The organism is Enterobacter sp. DTU_2021_1002640_1_SI_PRY_ASU_LCPMC_013 (assembly GCF_032389435.1).
Lineage (GTDB): Bacteria > Pseudomonadota > Gammaproteobacteria > Enterobacterales > Enterobacteriaceae > Enterobacter > Enterobacter hormaechei_C.
The window spans coordinates 335,964-351,600 of sequence record NZ_CP135594.1 but is presented as its reverse complement, the minus strand read 5'-3'; the positions used below and the strand labels follow the sequence as shown (position 1 = coordinate 351,600).

The window sequence follows — 15,637 nt, the reverse complement described above, 5'->3', positions numbered from 1 at the left end:
TTGCGACATATTATTAACATCTTACAAGGAGAAAAAAAGCCATGAGCCAAATACACAAACACGACATTCCCGCAAACATTGCGGACCGTTGCCTGATAAGCCCGGAGCAGTACCAGCAGAAATACCAGCAGTCCGTTTCCAGCCCTGACGCGTTCTGGGGTGAGCAGGGCCACATCCTCGACTGGATCAAACCTTATCAGAAGGTAAAGAACACCTCTTTCGCGCCGGGCAACGTCTCCATTAAATGGTATGAAGACGGCACGCTGAACCTGGCGGCAAACTGTCTGGACCGCCATCTTGCCGAACGCGGCAACGAAACGGCCATCATCTGGGAAGGCGACGATGCCTCTCAGAGTAAACACATCTCGTATAAAGAACTGCATCGCGACGTGTGCCGCTTTGCCAACGTGCTGCTGGCCCAGGGCATTAAAAAAGGCGATGTAGTGGCGATCTATATGCCAATGGTGCCGGAAGCCGCCGTGGCTATGCTGGCCTGCGCGCGCATCGGCGCGATCCACTCCGTTATCTTCGGCGGCTTCTCGCCGGAGGCGGTTGCCGGACGTATTATCGACTCGAATTCGAAGCTGGTGATCACCGCTGACGAGGGCGTGCGCGCCGGGCGCGGTATTCCGCTGAAGAAAAACGTTGATGAAGCGCTGAAAAACCCGAACGTGAAATCCATCAGTAACGTCATTGTCTTCAAACGCACGGGCGGCAAAATCGACTGGCACGAGGGGCGCGACCTGTGGTGGAGCGATCTGATTGAAAACGCGAGCGACCAGCATCAGCCTGAAGAGATGAACGCGGAAGATCCGCTGTTTATCCTTTATACCTCCGGCTCCACCGGTAAGCCAAAAGGCGTACTGCATACCACCGGCGGCTATCTGGTTTACGCGGCCACCACCTTTAAATACGTTTTCGACTACCATCCGGGCGACATCTACTGGTGTACCGCCGACGTGGGCTGGGTCACCGGTCACAGCTACCTGCTGTACGGCCCGCTGGCCTGTGGCGCAACAACGCTGATGTTTGAGGGCGTACCAAACTGGCCGACCCCGGCGCGTATGTGTCAGGTGGTCGACAAACACCAGGTCAACATTCTCTATACCGCGCCAACGGCGATCCGCGCGCTGATGGCAGAAGGCGATAAAGCCATCGAAGGGACCGACCGCTCTTCCCTGCGTATCCTCGGCTCCGTGGGTGAGCCAATCAACCCCGAAGCCTGGGAGTGGTACTGGAAGAAGATCGGCAACGAGAAGTGCCCGGTGATGGATACCTGGTGGCAGACCGAAACCGGCGGCTTCATGATCACCCCGATGCCGGGCGCCACGCAGCTGAAGGCTGGTTCCGCAACCCGTCCGTTCTTCGGCGTGCAGCCTGCGCTGGTGGATAACGAAGGCAACCCGCAGGAAGGGGCCACCGAGGGCAACCTGGTGATCGTCGATTCCTGGCCTGGCCAGGCGCGTACCCTGTTCGGCGACCATGAGCGCTTCGAGCAGACCTACTTCTCGACCTTCAAAAACATGTACTTCAGCGGCGACGGCGCGCGCCGGGATGAAGACGGTTATTACTGGATCACCGGACGCGTGGACGACGTGCTGAACGTCTCCGGCCACCGTCTGGGCACGGCGGAGATTGAGTCTGCGCTGGTGTCGCATCCGAAAATTGCCGAAGCGGCGGTTGTCGGCATTCCTCACAATATCAAAGGCCAGGCGATCTACGCCTACGTCACCCTGAACCACGGCGAAGAGCCGTCGCCAGAGCTGTATACCGAGGTGCGCAACTGGGTGCGTAAAGAGATCGGCCCGCTTGCCACGCCGGACGTGCTGCACTGGACCGACTCGCTGCCGAAAACCCGTTCCGGCAAGATTATGCGCCGTATCCTGCGCAAAATCGCGGCGGGCGACACCAGTAACCTCGGTGATACCTCAACGCTGGCCGATCCTGGCGTGGTGGACAAACTGCTCGAAGAGAAGCAGGCCATCGCAATGCCTTCCTAGTGTTTTCTCCCTCTCCCCGTGGGAGAGGGCCGGGGTGAGGGCATCAGACCGCACCTTCCTCCCCTCACCCTCTCCCCACAGGGGAGAGGGGATAAAAACAAACCAACCTTACTTCTGGAGACTCTGTGATGAATAACGATATTTGTCAGCAGATAGAGAATAGTGCGCACTACAGGGAGCTCGTCGAAAAACGGCAACGGTTTGCCTTCATCCTTTCCATCATCATGCTGATTATCTACGTCGGCTTTATTCTGCTGATCGCCTTTGCGCCGCACTGGCTGGGCACCCCGCTGCATGAGGGTACCAGCGTCACGCGCGGTATTCCGATTGGGATTGGCGTTATCATCATTTCGTTTGTGCTGACGGGTGTGTACGTCTGGCGCGCCAACGGTGAATTCGATCGTCTTAACAGAGAAGTTCTGCGCGAGGTAAAAGCATCATGAAGCGAGTCCTGACGGCGCTAGCCGCCACACTTCCCTTTGCTGCCCATGCAGCAGATGCCATTACCGGCGAGGTTCAGCGCCAGCCAACCAACTGGCAGGCGATTATCATGTTCCTGATTTTCGTGGTGCTGACGCTGTACATCACTTACTGGGCGTCGAAACGCGTACGCTCCCGTAACGATTACTACACCGCGGGCGGCAATATTACCGGCTTCCAGAACGGGCTGGCGATCGCGGGGGACTTTATGTCCGCCGCCTCGTTCCTTGGGATCTCCGCGCTGGTGTATACCTCAGGGTATGATGGCCTGATCTACTCCCTCGGGTTCCTCGTCGGCTGGCCAATCATTCTGTTCCTGATTGCCGAGCGCCTGCGTAACCTGGGGCGCTATACCTTTGCTGACGTCGCCTCCTATCGCCTGAAGCAGGGGCCGATTCGTACCCTCTCCGCCTGCGGTTCGCTGGTGGTAGTGGCGCTCTATCTGATCGCCCAGATGGTCGGCGCGGGCAAACTGATCGAGCTGCTGTTCGGCCTGAACTACCACGTCGCGGTGGTGCTGGTCGGCGTGCTGATGGTGATGTATGTCCTGTTCGGCGGCATGCTGGCCACCACCTGGGTACAGATCATCAAAGCGGTACTGCTGCTGTTCGGCGCCAGCTTTATGGCCTTTATGGTGATGAAGCACGTCGGGTTCAGCTTCAATAATCTGTTTACCGAAGCGATGGCGGTCCACCCGAAAGGGGAAGCGATCATGAGCCCGGGCGGGCTGGTGAAAGATCCGATATCCGCGCTCTCTCTCGGTCTCGGCCTGATGTTCGGTACCGCTGGCCTGCCGCATATCCTGATGCGTTTCTTCACGGTGTCAGATGCGCGTGAAGCGCGTAAAAGCGTGTTCTACGCCACCGGGTTTATGGGCTACTTCTACATTCTGACCTTTATCATCGGCTTCGGCGCAATCATGCTGGTGGGGGCAAACCCGGCGTTTAAAGACGCGGCGGGCGCGCTTATCGGCGGTAACAACATGGCGGCGGTGCATCTGGCCGACGCGGTGGGCGGCAACCTGTTCCTCGGCTTTATCTCTGCCGTGGCCTTTGCCACCATCCTCGCGGTGGTTGCAGGGCTGACGCTGGCCGGCGCGTCGGCGGTTTCGCATGACCTCTACGCCAACGTCTTCCGCAAAGGCGCAAGCGAGCGCGATGAGCTGAAGGTCTCCAAAATCACCGTGCTGGTGCTGGGCGTCGTCGCCATCTTGCTGGGGATTTTGTTCGAGAAGCAGAACATCGCCTTTATGGTCGGGCTGGCCTTCTCGATTGCGGCAAGCTGTAACTTCCCGATCATTCTGCTCTCCATGTACTGGTCAAAACTGACCACCCGTGGGGCGATGATTGGCGGCTGGCTGGGCCTGCTGACGGCGGTGATTCTGATGATCCTCGGCCCGACCATCTGGGTGCAGATCCTCGGTCACGAAAGCGCTATCTTCCCGTATGAATATCCGGCGCTGTTCTCCATCGCCGTGGCGTTTATCGGGATCTGGATCTTCTCTGCCACCGATAATTCACCGGAGGGTAACCTGGAGCGTGAGAAATTCCGCGCCCAGTTTATCCGCTCGCAAACCGGCCTGGGCGTTGAGCAGGGCCGCGCGCACTAAGCCTTTTCTCCCCGGTCGCTCTGGCCGGGGAGCTTAAAACATCACCCACGCCACCAGCGGTGCGATCAGCACCATCGTGACGCCCGAAAGCATCATCACCAGGCTCGCGACCACGCCCTCCTGCTGTCCCAGCTCATACGAACGTGCCGTCCCCGCCCCGTGCGACGCCGCGCCAAACCCCGCCCCTTTCGCCATCCCTTCGCGAATGGAAAGCCGCAGAAACAGCACATCTCCCACTGCCATGCCGAACACGCCCGTCACTACCACAAACAGCGCCACCAGATCCGGCTGCCCGCCGAGCGGTTTCGCGGCTGCCAGCGCAAACGGCGTGGTCACCGAACGCACCGCCAGGCTGCGCTGGATTTCATCCGACAGGGTAAACAGCCGCGCCAGCCAGACCGAGCTGCACACCGCCACCACCGTCGCGGTGACGACGCCCGCGCTGAGCGACATCCAGTGGCGTCTGATAATGGCGAGGTTGTCATAAACGGGTACGGCGAAGGCGATGGTCGCCGGGCCGAGCAGCCACAGCAGCCAGTGGGATTCGCCAATGTAGTTCTGCCAGGAGATATGGCCGAAGACCAGCATCAGCACCAGCAGGATCGGCGTAAAGACCAGCGGCATCAGCGGCAGCGCGCGAAAGCGGCGATACAGGCGCTTGTTGGCAAAGTAGATGACGACTGTCGCAATCAGGCACAGCACGCTTATCTGAAAGTTAGTCATGCGTCTGCCTGCTGATTTCAAAGCGATACACTTTATCCACCACCCAGGCAGTGGCGCCCAGCACCATCATCGTGCTCAGGGCGATAACCGCAAAGATGCGCCAGCCGTCGACCATCAGCAGCTGGGCATAGTTCACCACCGCCACCACGGCCGGCACAAAGAACAGCAGCATCTCCGCCAGCAGCCAGCGTGCGCCGGCCCGCACCCAGCTAAGGGGCAACGCGCGACAGAGGATCAGCGTCAGCAACAGCACCATCCCCACCAGGTTGGCGGGTAAAGGCAGATGCAGCCAGTCGACAAGATATTCCGCGAAAACAAACAGTCCCGCGTAAAGCAGTACCTGAACCGGTACCTGGAGTCGTTGAACAACGGCAGGCGTAACACGGCTTAACGCCACGGCCATGGGGGTTTTCCTCAGAAATGAGACGAGGCGCCAGTATAGTGAGCGTACGGTATCGACTGAAATGAATTAAAATCATCGAAGGTATAGTTTCGAGGAATAATCATGGACATAAGAACGCTGCGCTATTTTGTCGAGGTGGTTCGTCAGCAAAGTTTTACCCGCGCAGCGGAGAAGTTATTCGTTACCCAGCCAACCATCAGCAAGATGCTGAAAAACCTCGAAGATGAGCTGAACTGTACCCTGCTGATCCGCGACGGGCGCAAGCTGCTGCTGACCGATACCGGTCGCGTGGTGTTCGAGCGCGGGCTGGCAATTCTGGCGGAGTTCCGCCAGCTGGAAGCCGAGCTTGGGGACATCAACCATCTGACAAAAGGGCTGCTGCGGCTCGGTATTCCGCCGATGGTCGGCATGATGATGGCCGGCCCGATAAGCCTGTTTCGTCAGCGCTATCCCGGCGTTGAGCTAAAAATTTCTGAATTTGGCGGCCTGACCGTGCAGCAGGCGGTGATGAACGGTGAACTGGACGTGGCCATGACGGCCCTTCCCGTGGAGGAGGAAAGCGGACTGGCGACGCTGCCGCTCTTTAGCCACCCGCTGTGCGTGCTGGTGCCGCGCTCCGGCGACTGGCTGAAGATTGAGTCAGTAAAACCCGAGCTGCTCGGCGAACACCCGCTGCTGATTTACAACGAAGATTTCGCCTTAAGCCGCCAGCTGATGGCGCTGTTTAACCAGCATAACGTGAAGCCGCGCATTGCGGTGCGCAGCGGCCAGTGGGATTTTCTGGCGGCGATGGTACAGGCGGGCGTGGGGATTGCCATTCTGCCGCAGCCGATCTGCGAGCGGCTGGATAAAAATACGCTGCGCTGGATCCCGCTGGAGAGCGACCTGCACTGGCAGCTGGGGATGATCTGGCGTGAAGGGATCTATCTGTCGCACAGCGCGCAGGCGTGGTTGCAATGCTGTGAGGGGTTTTGGGTACCCTCACCCTAACCCTCTCCCACAGGGAGAGGGAACCGATCGAGCACGTAGGCCCGGTAAGCGCAGCGCCACCGGGCAATTACAGCGCTACTGATTCTCTATCAACAACGCTTCCAGCAGATCCAGATCGTGCAGCAGCTTTTGCAGCGTCTCGTTGCTGATCTGCCGCGTCGCGCGCAGGTGATACAGCTCGGCACGCTCGGAGCGCAGCGCCGCCAGGCGGAAACGGCGTTCGAGGTTCTCTTCCTGCAACGAACTTTCCACGTCGTTACGTCCGTCAGCACGGCGACGCAAATTACCGATCACGCGTGAACTGACTTCCTTCAGCAGCTGGTTATCAATGTTCTCTTCGGCATCGGCGGCCAGACGCTCCTCCATCTTCTCGATGGCGACAATCGCCACTTCCGCCGTCGCCGCACGGGCAATCCGCTCTTCTTTGTGCTGTTGCGAGGAGTCCCCCGCGTCAATATGTTGCAGCAGAATCGGCAGCATAATCACGCCGACAAACAGGGAGAAGAGGATCACGCCCGCCGCCAGGAACACCAGCTCGTAGCGCGCCGGGAAGACGTCGCCCGTCGGCAGCAGCAGAGGAATGGAGAGGACACCAGCAAGGGTGATCGCCCCGCGAACGCCCGCGAAAGAGGCAATCAGCAGCTCGCGCGTGGTCCACGAGCCAAACTCCATCGGCTTTTTGGTCAGGAAGCGAACGCTGAATTTTTTCATCGTCCACAGCCAGCCGAAACGCACCAGCATCAGCGCAAGGTAGATGAGCACGATATCGGTAAACAGCATCCAGACTTCAACGTTTGGATCCGCTTCGGCCGCAATCAGCGAGGATTCCATAATGCCCGGCAGTTGCAGACCCAACAGCAGGAACACCATGCCGTTAAACACAAACTCGAGCATGGCCCAGGTACTGTTCGCGCGCAGGCGCATCGCCAGCGGCGCGCGGCGCATAACGCCGGAGCGGGTGATGGTCATCCCCGCGGCTACCGCCGCCAGAATGCCCGACACGCCGATGTGTTCGGCAATCAGGTAAGAGGCGAACGGCAGCAGGAACAGCAGGACGATCTGCGTCGCCGGTTCATCACCACCCCAGCGGCTAAGGAAGCGCAGCGAGCGTCCGTACAGCCAGCTCACTACGAAGCCCGCGAGGATGCCGCCAATCGCCACCTTGAAGAATTCCAGGGTCGCGCCGCCGACGGTAAAGACCATGGTGCCCATGGCAACCGCCACGGCAAACTTCAGGGCGACCAGGCCAGAGGCGTCGTTCATCAGCGCCTCGCCCTGCAAAATGCCCATGATTTTCTTTGGAATGCGCCCTTCGCCCACAATGCCGGACAGCGCCACGGCGTCGGTAGGCGACAGCACGGCGGCCAGCGCAAAGGCGGGTATGAGCGGGATCCCCGGTACGGCCCAGTAGATCAGAAAACCAATCCCGACCACGGTGACCACCACCAGCGCCAGCGCCAGGCCGAAGATCTCTCGCCCGTGCTCCAGAAATTCGCGCGTCGGCGTTTTCCAGCCATCGGCAAACAGCAGCGGCGGGATGAACAGCACGAGGAACAGTTCCGGATCGAACTCCACGTGCAGACCGAACGTCGGCCACGCCAGCAGCGCACCGATAGCTATTTGCATTAAAGGCAGGGGGACCTGGAAGGGCAGTACGCGTGTAACCACCCCGGATAATGAGACCACAAGGGTCATGATGAGTATTGTGAAGAAAATTTCCATGCGTTCCCTGTTTGCTGTGTTTCTTATATGCCAAACCTGAGGCGTCGTGCCTCTTATTCTATCCTCTCCAGAGTAACGTAAAAGGCAACAGGATGAGTCCTGAAAATAAAAACGGGCGGCTGAGCCACCCGTTTTCGCATAAAAAGTCAATTCAGATGGCCCAGCCGCCCGCGTAAAACGCCACCAGCGCAACGGCGATGACCACGGTACCGATGTTCAGCTTACGCCACTCACCGGAGACCAGACGCCCAATCACCAGCGAGGCGAAACCGATCATAATGCCGGTCACGATGTTACAGGTCAGCACGATGAATACCGCAGTGATCAGGCCGGACATAGCATCAACAAAATCCGCGAAGTCGATTTTCGCCACGTTGCTCAGCATCAGCAGGCCGACGTACATCAGCGCAGGTGCGGTCGCGTAAGCCGGCACCAGATAAGAGAGCGGAGAGAGGAACAGGATCAGCAGGAACAGCACGCCAACGGTGATGGCCGTCAGGCCGGTTTTACCGCCTGCCGCCGTACCCGCTGCGGACTCAATGTACACCGCCGCAGGCGCCGCACCCACCAGGCCAGAGAAAACGCTGCTCAGGGAGTCGGTGGTCAGCGCTTTGCCGCCGTCAATAATCTGTCCGTCTTTATCCAGCAGGTTAGCCTGACCGGCCACCGCGCGGATGGTGCCCGTGGCGTCAAACACTGCGGTCATTACCAGCGCCAGCACGCTTGGCAGGATCACCGGGTTCAGCGCGCCCACAATATCCAGGCTGCCAATCAGGGAGTTGCCTTTGTCATCGCTCAGCGACGGCATGGCGAAAATCCCGGAGAAATGAACGGTCGGGTCGAAGATCAGGCCGACGATGGACACGCCGATAATGGTCAGCAGAATGCCGCCCGGCACTTTCAGTTTTTCCAGGCCAATGATCACCGCCAGACCCACCAGCGACATGATCACCGGGAAGCTCGCGAAGTTACCCAGCGCAACCGGCAGGCCGTCCAGCGGGTTCTTGATGACCAGACCCACGCCGTTGGCAGCGATCAGCAGCAGGAACAGGCCAATACCAATGCCGGTGCCGTGCGCCACGCCCTGCGGCAGGTTGCGCAAAATCCAGCTACGAATGCCGGTTGCTGAAATTACGGTGAACAGCACGCCCATCAGGAACACGGCGCCGAGCGCTACCGGGACGCTGATATGCTGGCCCAGCACCAGGCTGAAGGCGGTAAACGCGGTCAGGGAGATGGCGCACCCGATCGCCAGCGGCAGGTTCGCCCACAGGCCCATCACAATCGAACCCACACCCGCAACCAGGCAGGTGGCAACGAAGACCGCCGCTGGCGGGAAGCCCGCTTTGCCGAGCATGCCTGGCACCACGATGACGGAGTACACCATCGCCAGAAACGTGGTCAGACCGGCAACAACTTCCTGGCGCACGGTGCTGCCGCGAGCAGAAATTTTAAACATGGCGTCAAGTGAACCGCCGGTACGCGCAGATGGCGTAGACATAGAAAACATCCCCTGAAAATTTTTATTGAAAGTCCGTAAGCGTGGTGGAGACTCCACTGCCAGCGAAACGTCAAATCCTTGTGCTGCGTTTGCGACGAAAGGGGCGTCACAAAAAAAGCAAACGTTTAGCTCCGCGCTTACAAAACGGGTGGTCAAATGTAGGCAAACGATTATCTAGCCTAATACCCGCCCTTTTCAACTGAACTTTCTCGTTTTTCGCTAAAATTACCTCATGACGATGAACAATTAAGCAGAGGATGCGCAAACGTTATCGTCCATGCGCAATTTCGTTACATTTCATCCCTCGCCGGGGATCGTCAGCGGGCCGCCTTTCGCAAGCGTTGTCTGCCAGCCCGGACGTGCTTCCACTCTCTGTTTCCACGCCGCTATGTGGTCGAGATTGTCGATGCCGCCTCTCGCCAGCAAGGCGAAGAGGGGAAAACTCATCTGGATATCAGCCATGGTCAGCGTGTCGCCGGCAAACCAGCTGTTTTCGGCAAGATGATCGTTAATAAAGCGCGCATGCGTTTCCAGCTGGCGGTTAAGATACGCTTTTTGCACCCCCTGCCCCAGCGCCTTACCCAGCGTGCGCAGGCCAAACGGGACGGGTGGTTTGCCGAGGCTGTTAAACACCAGCTTCATTAACAGTAGCGGCATCAAAGACCCTTCGGCGTAATGCAGCCAGAAGCGATACTGCACTTTATGGGCGGGATCTAACGGTTTGAATCGTGACGTCGAATCGTACGTTTCCTGAAGATATTCCAGAATCGCGCCTGATTCGGCCAGCACCAGTCCGTTATCTTCCAGTACCGGGGATTTCCCCAGCGGATGCACTTTTTTGAGCGAATCCGGTGCAAGCATGGATTTCTCGCGCTGGTAGCGCACAATCTCATACGTCAGACCCAGCTCTTCCAGCGCCCAGAGGACGCGATGTGAACGAGACTGATTAAGATGGTGGACCGTTAGCATGATGTTCTCCGGTGATTCATACTTTTTAACTATAGAAAACTGAACAACTTCACGAAAAAAATTTGGCTAAAATCTCACCGTCTCCGGTGGCAAAAACGGCGGCCGGGCATAGAATTAAAGTGTCAGTACAAACCGGAACCTCCTCCACAAGCTCGACACGAGGGGTACTGATGTCGGGGGAAACCCTCCCGTGAGCCAGCGGGATAGAGAGAAAGACAAAGACCGGAAAAAACTAAAGCGCCCTTAGTGGCGCTTTAGTTCTTTATGCTTGTTGCCGGGTGGCGGCTGCGCCTTACCCGACCTGCAAAACCGAGAGCGTAGGCCGGGTAAGCGAAGCGCCACCCGGCAAACACCTCTCAATCCTCCTCCAGCAACCGCGCCCCCGTTCCCTGCTCGCCCAGCCTGTCACCCGGGTTACGCAGCGGACAATCGCTGCGTGATAAACACCCGCAACCAATGCAGCCGTCCAGCTCATCGCGCAGGGCCACCAGCGTGTGAATACGACGATCCAGCTCTTCTCGCCACTGGGACGACAGCTGCTTCCACTCCTTCGCGCTCAGCGAGTGCCCTTCCGGCAATACGCCGAACGCGTCACCGATGGTGGCCAGAGGAATGCCGATACGTTGCGCAATTTTGATGATCGCCACGTAGCGGAGCACATCGCGGGTGTAGCGCCGCTGGTTTCCGGCGTTACGGATACTTTTTATTAACCCTTTGCTTTCATAGAAGTGGAGTGCCGACACCGCCACACCGCTTCGCTTAGCCACTTCACCGGGGGTTAACAGCGCTTTGATGCGCGGTAATCTCTTTTCCATAAAACCTCTTTACCTCAAGTTAACTTGAGGAATTATACTCCCCCGCAGAGAAAACGACGAATCAACCAGGACAGATGTCTCCACAGAGGGGTAACCTTATGTCGCATCAGCAAATTATTCAGACACTTATTGAATGGATTGATGAACATATCGACCAGCCGTTGAACATTGATGTGGTCGCTAAGAAGTCGGGCTATTCGAAATGGTATTTACAGAGAATGTTCCGCACCGTAATGCATCAAACGCTGGGTGATTACATTCGCCAGCGCAGGCTCCTGCTGGCGGCGCAGGCGTTACGCTCCACGCAGCGGCCCATTTTTGATATCGCAATGGATCTGGGCTATGTGTCGCAGCAGACCTTTTCCCGCGTCTTCCGCCGCGAGTTTGACCGTACGCCGAGCGACTACCGTCATCAGCTCAATTAATGCGTGCTAACGCAAGGGTTGCTGCTGCCAGGCCATAAATGCCTGGGGCGGCATCGCTTTCGCGAAGTGCCATCCCTGACAATACTGCACGCCACGCTTCAGCAACCAGCTCACCTGCTCCCCCGTCTCGACCCCTTCCGCAATGGTTTTCAGCCGCAGGCTTTGCGCCATCTCAATGATGTGCTCGGCAATCAGGTGGCTGGTGCTGTTGGTGGTTAAGGTATCGATAAAGGATTTGTCGATTTTCAGGATATCGACGTTCAGCGAATAGAGGTTATGCAGGTTAGAGTAGCCGGTTCCGAAATCATCAATCGCCACTTCATACCCCGCCTGGCGAAACGCCTGAATGACCGGCGTGGTTTTCGGCACGTCAATAAACCCCCGCTCCGTCACCTCAATTTTGATTTGCTGCGCGCGAACCGAGTAAAAGCGGGCTTTGTCGGAGATCAGGGCGATAAGACGCGAAGAGTGAAAATCCGACGCCGACAGGTTAATCGAGACATACAGATCGGGATGAGCGGCAAGAAAATGGCCCAGATCGCTGAACACCTCCTCCACGACGTAATCCGTAATGCGCTCAATCATCCCCTCTTTTTCTGCCAGGGGAATAAATTCCGCCGGGCTCATAACCTGACCGTTGAATCCAGGCCAGCGCAACAACGCCTCTGCCCCCACGCACTGGTTATTTTTAATATCAATAATGGGCTGATAATGGACGCACAGCTGGCGTTTATTCAGCGCCCGGTGCAGAAGTCGGCCAGGCGAATTGAATTCACGGTGTGTACGCGACCACACCAGCAGAATAATAATGCTGCAAATTATCCCCAGCGGTAGCGTCAGGGTAGCCTGATGATAAAGCGTTTTATAAAAACGGACGCTGGAGGTTGAAACGATGGCCGCAATCGGCCGCTGCCCGGATTTCACGATCGTATAAAAACGGTCACCTTTCTGAAAAGTCGTTTCCTGATGTCGAAGCATCGAATGCAATAAAGAAATATTGGCTTTCTGGCTTACAGAAAAGAATGCATTGCTGACGGTGTCATACACCCCCCACGACAGGGAACGATCGTCTGACATCACCTCACTGTACGAAAGCGGGTTGACCACTGCGACATAATTTCCGCGCTGCATATATATCATTTTATAACCATTAAAAAATGGCGTATCGCGAAAATAATAGATAGCAACGTCGGGTTTACGTGTGTAATTGGCAGCGGGAATGGTGTAAGGATGATCCGGCGTAAAAAGGGTCGAGCAGAGAAACGACTGGCCTTCAGCATAAATTAAATCGGCAACAAAAAGACGACCGCGGGAAACGTTCAACATATATTGACGATGCTCCGGCGTACACACTTTTCCCTGATATTTTTCCGCGTCTTCCCGGGCCAGATCAACCTGTTGAATAACCCGTTCAGTTTTGTTTAAAGCAAGTTCAGCAAACGTGCGCAGCTGGGCGCTGATTTCCGACACGGCTCTAAGCTGGGCAAACCATAGCGCAAGCATCACCGGCAGCATAACTACCATGATAATCCCGACCACTTTGAGCATGTTGCGCAGCGCGCTACGATTCATTTCCCGCTCTGTATCCCTGCATGTTGTACGCCTGTAGCAATGAAGACCGGCTGCTTTGATAAACAGGTGATTACGTTGCATGAATCATGGGAAGTTAGCAACTGACTTTTGGTATTAAAAATCCTAAAATTCGTGATGCCGATAATATTTTCCCGTAAGCCAAACTAAAAGTATTCATTTCGTTTCTGATAAGGAAAATAATTACCCGCGACAGGTGTGGAAAATTCGCTGGCTGAAATAGCCTGCTCTTTGTTCTTATGCTGATTTATAAATAATCAGACGCCAGGACCGTTTTTCCTCTTCCCGTACGCTTGGCGTCATATAATGCCTTATCGGCACGCATCAGTATGGCAGAAGTATCCCGTTGCCCCTGACAGACTTCAACCACCCCGGCGCTGAAAGAGAGTACCAGCGTTTTATCGCCCACACGCAGCGGTTTTGAGATCAGCGCGGCACGCAGCCGGGAAGAGAGCAACGTAGCGGCCATACCATCCGTGTGCGCCAGCAGAAGAACAAACTCTTCGCCACCCACCCGTCCCAGCGCCGACCCGGCCGGGCTCACCTCGCGAATACGGTCGCAAAAGTGGATCAATGCCGCATCGCCAACCTGATGTCCCCACCGATCGTTGATCTGCTTGAAATAATCGAGGTCGAACATCAGGAGACAGAAGTGGCTACTGACATCCTGCGGCGAACTGGCTGCCAGCGCTATTTTGAGACGCTGTAAGATTGTCGAGCGATTCAGACAGCCCGTCAGATCGTCCGTGGTGGCTTTGACGGTCAGCTGCTGTTCTGCTTTTTTACGTTCGGTGATATCCAGGCCAATATTGAGAATGGAGTTATCCGGTAAAAGGATGTTTGACCAGAGAATGGTTAACTGCGTCCCGTCTTTACGCACCGGGTGCCATTCGTACATATCCTTAAGCGGTGCGAAACGAACCGACTCCTGCACGCGCTGTCGCTCCTCAGGATCCGGGTAAAACAGGGCCAGCGGATCGGGATGCTCGCCGATTTCAGTCATACTCCAGCCAAAGACTTTTTCGCATTCGGCATTCCACAATACACACCGGTTATGCCTGTCAAAGGCGTTCATTAATACCGGAGCACGCTCAAATAAGGTTTTATATTGCGTGACGACGTGCTGCATTTCCTGCGCCGTTTTTTCCCGCACGATGATGTCATCAAAATAATCTTTTAGCTTCTCAACCAATACCACCACGATATTTTTTAATATCGGCAACGAGGTCAGTTTTTCATTAAAAGCCAAAAAGAAATAACCACTGCACTGTCTGCCATGCGCTGAGAATTTACACAGCACGCCGCTTTGCAGCCGCGCATAGCCTGGGTGCTGAGGGGAAAATACCGCCCGGCCAATATGCTCTTTCCAGTAGATCACCCGCCAGGCGCGCTGATGCCGCTGCAACAGGGTGCTGGCAAGAAAATCCGCCACGTTAAAGGCGTGACACGTCACGTCGCCGGCACAAACCACCCGCGGCCCGTCTGCGGATTCGACACTGACCCATGAGAGATTTGCCCCCAGTGCGCTGTTGATAATTTCCAGCATTTCAACCGGCGAACACTGCGCGTTGAGTTGCGGCATCAGCTTCGCCAGGGCATGCAGCGCCTGCATGCTGTCGTTAATAATCTCGCGTCTTTTTTCTTTCATTATCTTTTCGCAGGTCATTAATCGAGAGAGCAACCGCAATAATTCATATCTGAATTAAAGAATAAGACCACGAAATCAAAGAGCATGCTGAGTGTAAAACAAAGAATACAAAATCCAAAAAAGGCAATTAATTCAATGCGATGAATTATTTTTGCGGGTACATTTATTGTTCCACACAAGCATAATCCATAGATATACTGCTGTAAACGCTATACAGCCGATGGTGTTTTGCAAAGGTTTTGCTATCTGAATGAATTAAAAATAAAAATTCCGACCAGACGCAGATATGAGCGACGACGATATATTTTCCCTGGTAATAAACCCACTTTTACCCCACACGGATACTGGCGAATAAAACAGCAAATGTGATATAGTTCACACATCTTATGTAACGAGAAACATTGTTTCATTCCAGTTCGTTTGTTTTGTCGAGGATGGGTTTTATGGCAACCATTACCACCAGCATGGTGCTCCTGCGCTGGCCGTTGTTGAGCGCGGTTTTGATGTTCCTGGCCAGCACGTTAAACATTCAGTTTCGAAAGTCCGACTACGCAGGTCTTGCTGTGATTAGCACCCTGTTAGGGTTGGGCGCCGCATGCTGGTTCGCGACAGGTTTGCTTGGCATTACGCTGGTGGATATAGCCGCCGTCTGGGAAAACATTAAAGTGGTGATGGTTGAAGCCATGAGCCACACTCCGCCAGACTGGCCGATGGTGATTACCTGACAGCCTGTTATAAAAAACCCAGACATTGTCTGGGTTT

14 protein-coding genes are annotated in these 15,637 nt (G+C 56.0%); 6 read left to right on the top strand and 8 right to left on the bottom strand.

The window, feature by feature from the left end:
* Positions 1–41: 41 nt before the first annotated feature.
* The 3 genes from acs (at position 42) to actP (ending at position 4,089) form a co-directional block, all read left to right on the top strand.
* Positions 42–2,000, top strand: a complete 1,959-nt coding sequence (gene acs / locus RS584_RS01675; RefSeq protein WP_315748833.1) for an acetate--CoA ligase — start codon at positions 42–44, stop codon at positions 1,998–2,000.
* Positions 2,001–2,128: 128 nt separating this feature from the next.
* On the top strand, positions 2,129–2,443 hold the full coding sequence (locus RS584_RS01670; protein ID WP_017382635.1) for a DUF485 domain-containing protein: 315 nt from the start codon (positions 2,129–2,131) through the stop codon (positions 2,441–2,443).
* The gene (gene actP / locus RS584_RS01665) at positions 2,440–4,089 is read left to right on the top strand and encodes a cation/acetate symporter ActP (protein ID WP_059357313.1); all 1,650 of its coding nucleotides are present in this window, start codon (positions 2,440–2,442) and stop codon (positions 4,087–4,089) included. The genes RS584_RS01670 and actP overlap by 4 nt, the downstream gene beginning before the upstream one ends.
* A gap of 33 nt (positions 4,090–4,122) precedes the next feature.
* On the opposite strand, the gene RS584_RS01660 is transcribed toward actP, so the two are convergent.
* Both RS584_RS01660 and RS584_RS01655 read right to left on the bottom strand, forming a co-directional pair.
* Entirely contained in the window at positions 4,123–4,812 is a 690-nt protein-coding gene (locus tag RS584_RS01660; protein ID WP_015570195.1) for an LrgB family protein, read from the bottom strand.
* Positions 4,805–5,215 (bottom strand): CidA/LrgA family protein, encoded by a 411-nt coding sequence (locus tag RS584_RS01655; protein WP_015570194.1) that lies wholly within the window; start codon positions 5,213–5,215, stop codon positions 4,805–4,807. Before RS584_RS01655 ends, RS584_RS01660 begins: the two co-directional genes overlap by 8 nt.
* A gap of 102 nt (positions 5,216–5,317) precedes the next feature.
* Between RS584_RS01655 and RS584_RS01650 the strand changes: the two genes are divergently transcribed.
* Positions 5,318–6,205, top strand: coding sequence for a LysR family transcriptional regulator (locus tag RS584_RS01650; RefSeq protein ID WP_315748831.1), 888 nt, complete (start codon positions 5,318–5,320; stop codon positions 6,203–6,205).
* Between the two features lie 75 nt (positions 6,206–6,280).
* On the opposite strand, the gene RS584_RS01645 is transcribed toward RS584_RS01650, so the two are convergent.
* From RS584_RS01645 to soxR, 4 genes are all read right to left on the bottom strand, one after another.
* The gene (locus RS584_RS01645) at positions 6,281–7,927 is read right to left on the bottom strand and encodes a Na+/H+ antiporter (protein ID WP_003860270.1); all 1,647 of its coding nucleotides are present in this window, start codon (positions 7,925–7,927) and stop codon (positions 6,281–6,283) included.
* 151 nt (positions 7,928–8,078) lie between these two features.
* Positions 8,079–9,428, bottom strand: coding sequence for a guanine/hypoxanthine transporter GhxP (gene ghxP, locus RS584_RS01640; RefSeq protein ID WP_006810466.1), 1,350 nt, complete (start codon positions 9,426–9,428; stop codon positions 8,079–8,081).
* Between the two features lie 297 nt (positions 9,429–9,725).
* Positions 9,726–10,397, bottom strand: coding sequence for a glutathione S-transferase family protein (locus RS584_RS01635; protein WP_193042105.1), 672 nt, complete (start codon positions 10,395–10,397; stop codon positions 9,726–9,728).
* Positions 10,398–10,753: 356 nt separating this feature from the next.
* Positions 10,754–11,212, bottom strand: coding sequence for a redox-sensitive transcriptional activator SoxR (gene soxR / locus RS584_RS01630; protein WP_003860275.1), 459 nt, complete (start codon positions 11,210–11,212; stop codon positions 10,754–10,756).
* 98 nt (positions 11,213–11,310) lie between these two features.
* On the opposite strand from soxR, the gene soxS reads away from it, so the two are divergent.
* Positions 11,311–11,637: a superoxide response transcriptional regulator SoxS gene (soxS, locus tag RS584_RS01625; RefSeq protein ID WP_003860277.1), complete on the top strand. Its 327-nt coding sequence runs from the start codon at positions 11,311–11,313 to the stop codon at positions 11,635–11,637.
* 6 nt (positions 11,638–11,643) lie between these two features.
* On the opposite strand, the gene RS584_RS01620 is transcribed toward soxS, so the two are convergent.
* Together RS584_RS01620 and RS584_RS01615 are read right to left on the bottom strand one after the other, a co-directional pair.
* Complete coding sequence (locus tag RS584_RS01620) at positions 11,644–13,209, bottom strand: EAL domain-containing protein (RefSeq protein WP_315748830.1); 1,566 nt, start codon at positions 13,207–13,209, stop codon at positions 11,644–11,646.
* 265 nt (positions 13,210–13,474) lie between these two features.
* Entirely contained in the window at positions 13,475–14,875 is a 1,401-nt protein-coding gene (locus tag RS584_RS01615) for a sensor domain-containing diguanylate cyclase (protein WP_315748829.1), read from the bottom strand.
* A gap of 443 nt (positions 14,876–15,318) precedes the next feature.
* Here RS584_RS01615 and RS584_RS01610 point away from each other — a divergent pair, with 443 nt between their 5' ends.
* Complete coding sequence (locus tag RS584_RS01610; RefSeq protein ID WP_003860282.1) at positions 15,319–15,600, top strand: YjcB family protein; 282 nt, start codon at positions 15,319–15,321, stop codon at positions 15,598–15,600.
* Positions 15,601–15,637 lie beyond the last annotated feature (37 nt).

What these genes read in the sequence shown, in the direction of transcription:
- acs (WP_315748833.1), top strand. Translation starts at nt 42, where the DNA reads ATGAGCCAAATACACAAACACGACATTCCCGCAAACATTGCGGACCGT.
- RS584_RS01670 (WP_017382635.1), top strand. Translation starts at nt 2,129, where the DNA reads ATGAATAACGATATTTGTCAGCAGATAGAGAATAGTGCGCACTACAGG.
- actP (WP_059357313.1), top strand. Translation starts at nt 2,440, where the DNA reads ATGAAGCGAGTCCTGACGGCGCTAGCCGCCACACTTCCCTTTGCTGCC.
- RS584_RS01660 (WP_015570195.1), bottom strand. Translation starts at nt 4,812, where the DNA reads ATGACTAACTTTCAGATAAGCGTGCTGTGCCTGATTGCGACAGTCGTC.
- RS584_RS01655 (WP_015570194.1), bottom strand. Translation starts at nt 5,215, where the DNA reads ATGGCCGTGGCGTTAAGCCGTGTTACGCCTGCCGTTGTTCAACGACTC.
- RS584_RS01650 (WP_315748831.1), top strand. Translation starts at nt 5,318, where the DNA reads ATGGACATAAGAACGCTGCGCTATTTTGTCGAGGTGGTTCGTCAGCAA.
- RS584_RS01645 (WP_003860270.1), bottom strand. Translation starts at nt 7,927, where the DNA reads ATGGAAATTTTCTTCACAATACTCATCATGACCCTTGTGGTCTCATTA.
- ghxP (WP_006810466.1), bottom strand. Translation starts at nt 9,428, where the DNA reads ATGTCTACGCCATCTGCGCGTACCGGCGGTTCACTTGACGCCATGTTT.
- RS584_RS01635 (WP_193042105.1), bottom strand. Translation starts at nt 10,397, where the DNA reads ATGCTAACGGTCCACCATCTTAATCAGTCTCGTTCACATCGCGTCCTC.
- soxR (WP_003860275.1), bottom strand. Translation starts at nt 11,212, where the DNA reads ATGGAAAAGAGATTACCGCGCATCAAAGCGCTGTTAACCCCCGGTGAA.
- soxS (WP_003860277.1), top strand. Translation starts at nt 11,311, where the DNA reads ATGTCGCATCAGCAAATTATTCAGACACTTATTGAATGGATTGATGAA.
- RS584_RS01620 (WP_315748830.1), bottom strand. Translation starts at nt 13,209, where the DNA reads ATGAATCGTAGCGCGCTGCGCAACATGCTCAAAGTGGTCGGGATTATC.
- RS584_RS01615 (WP_315748829.1), bottom strand. Translation starts at nt 14,875, where the DNA reads ATGAAAGAAAAAAGACGCGAGATTATTAACGACAGCATGCAGGCGCTG.
- RS584_RS01610 (WP_003860282.1), top strand. Translation starts at nt 15,319, where the DNA reads ATGGCAACCATTACCACCAGCATGGTGCTCCTGCGCTGGCCGTTGTTG.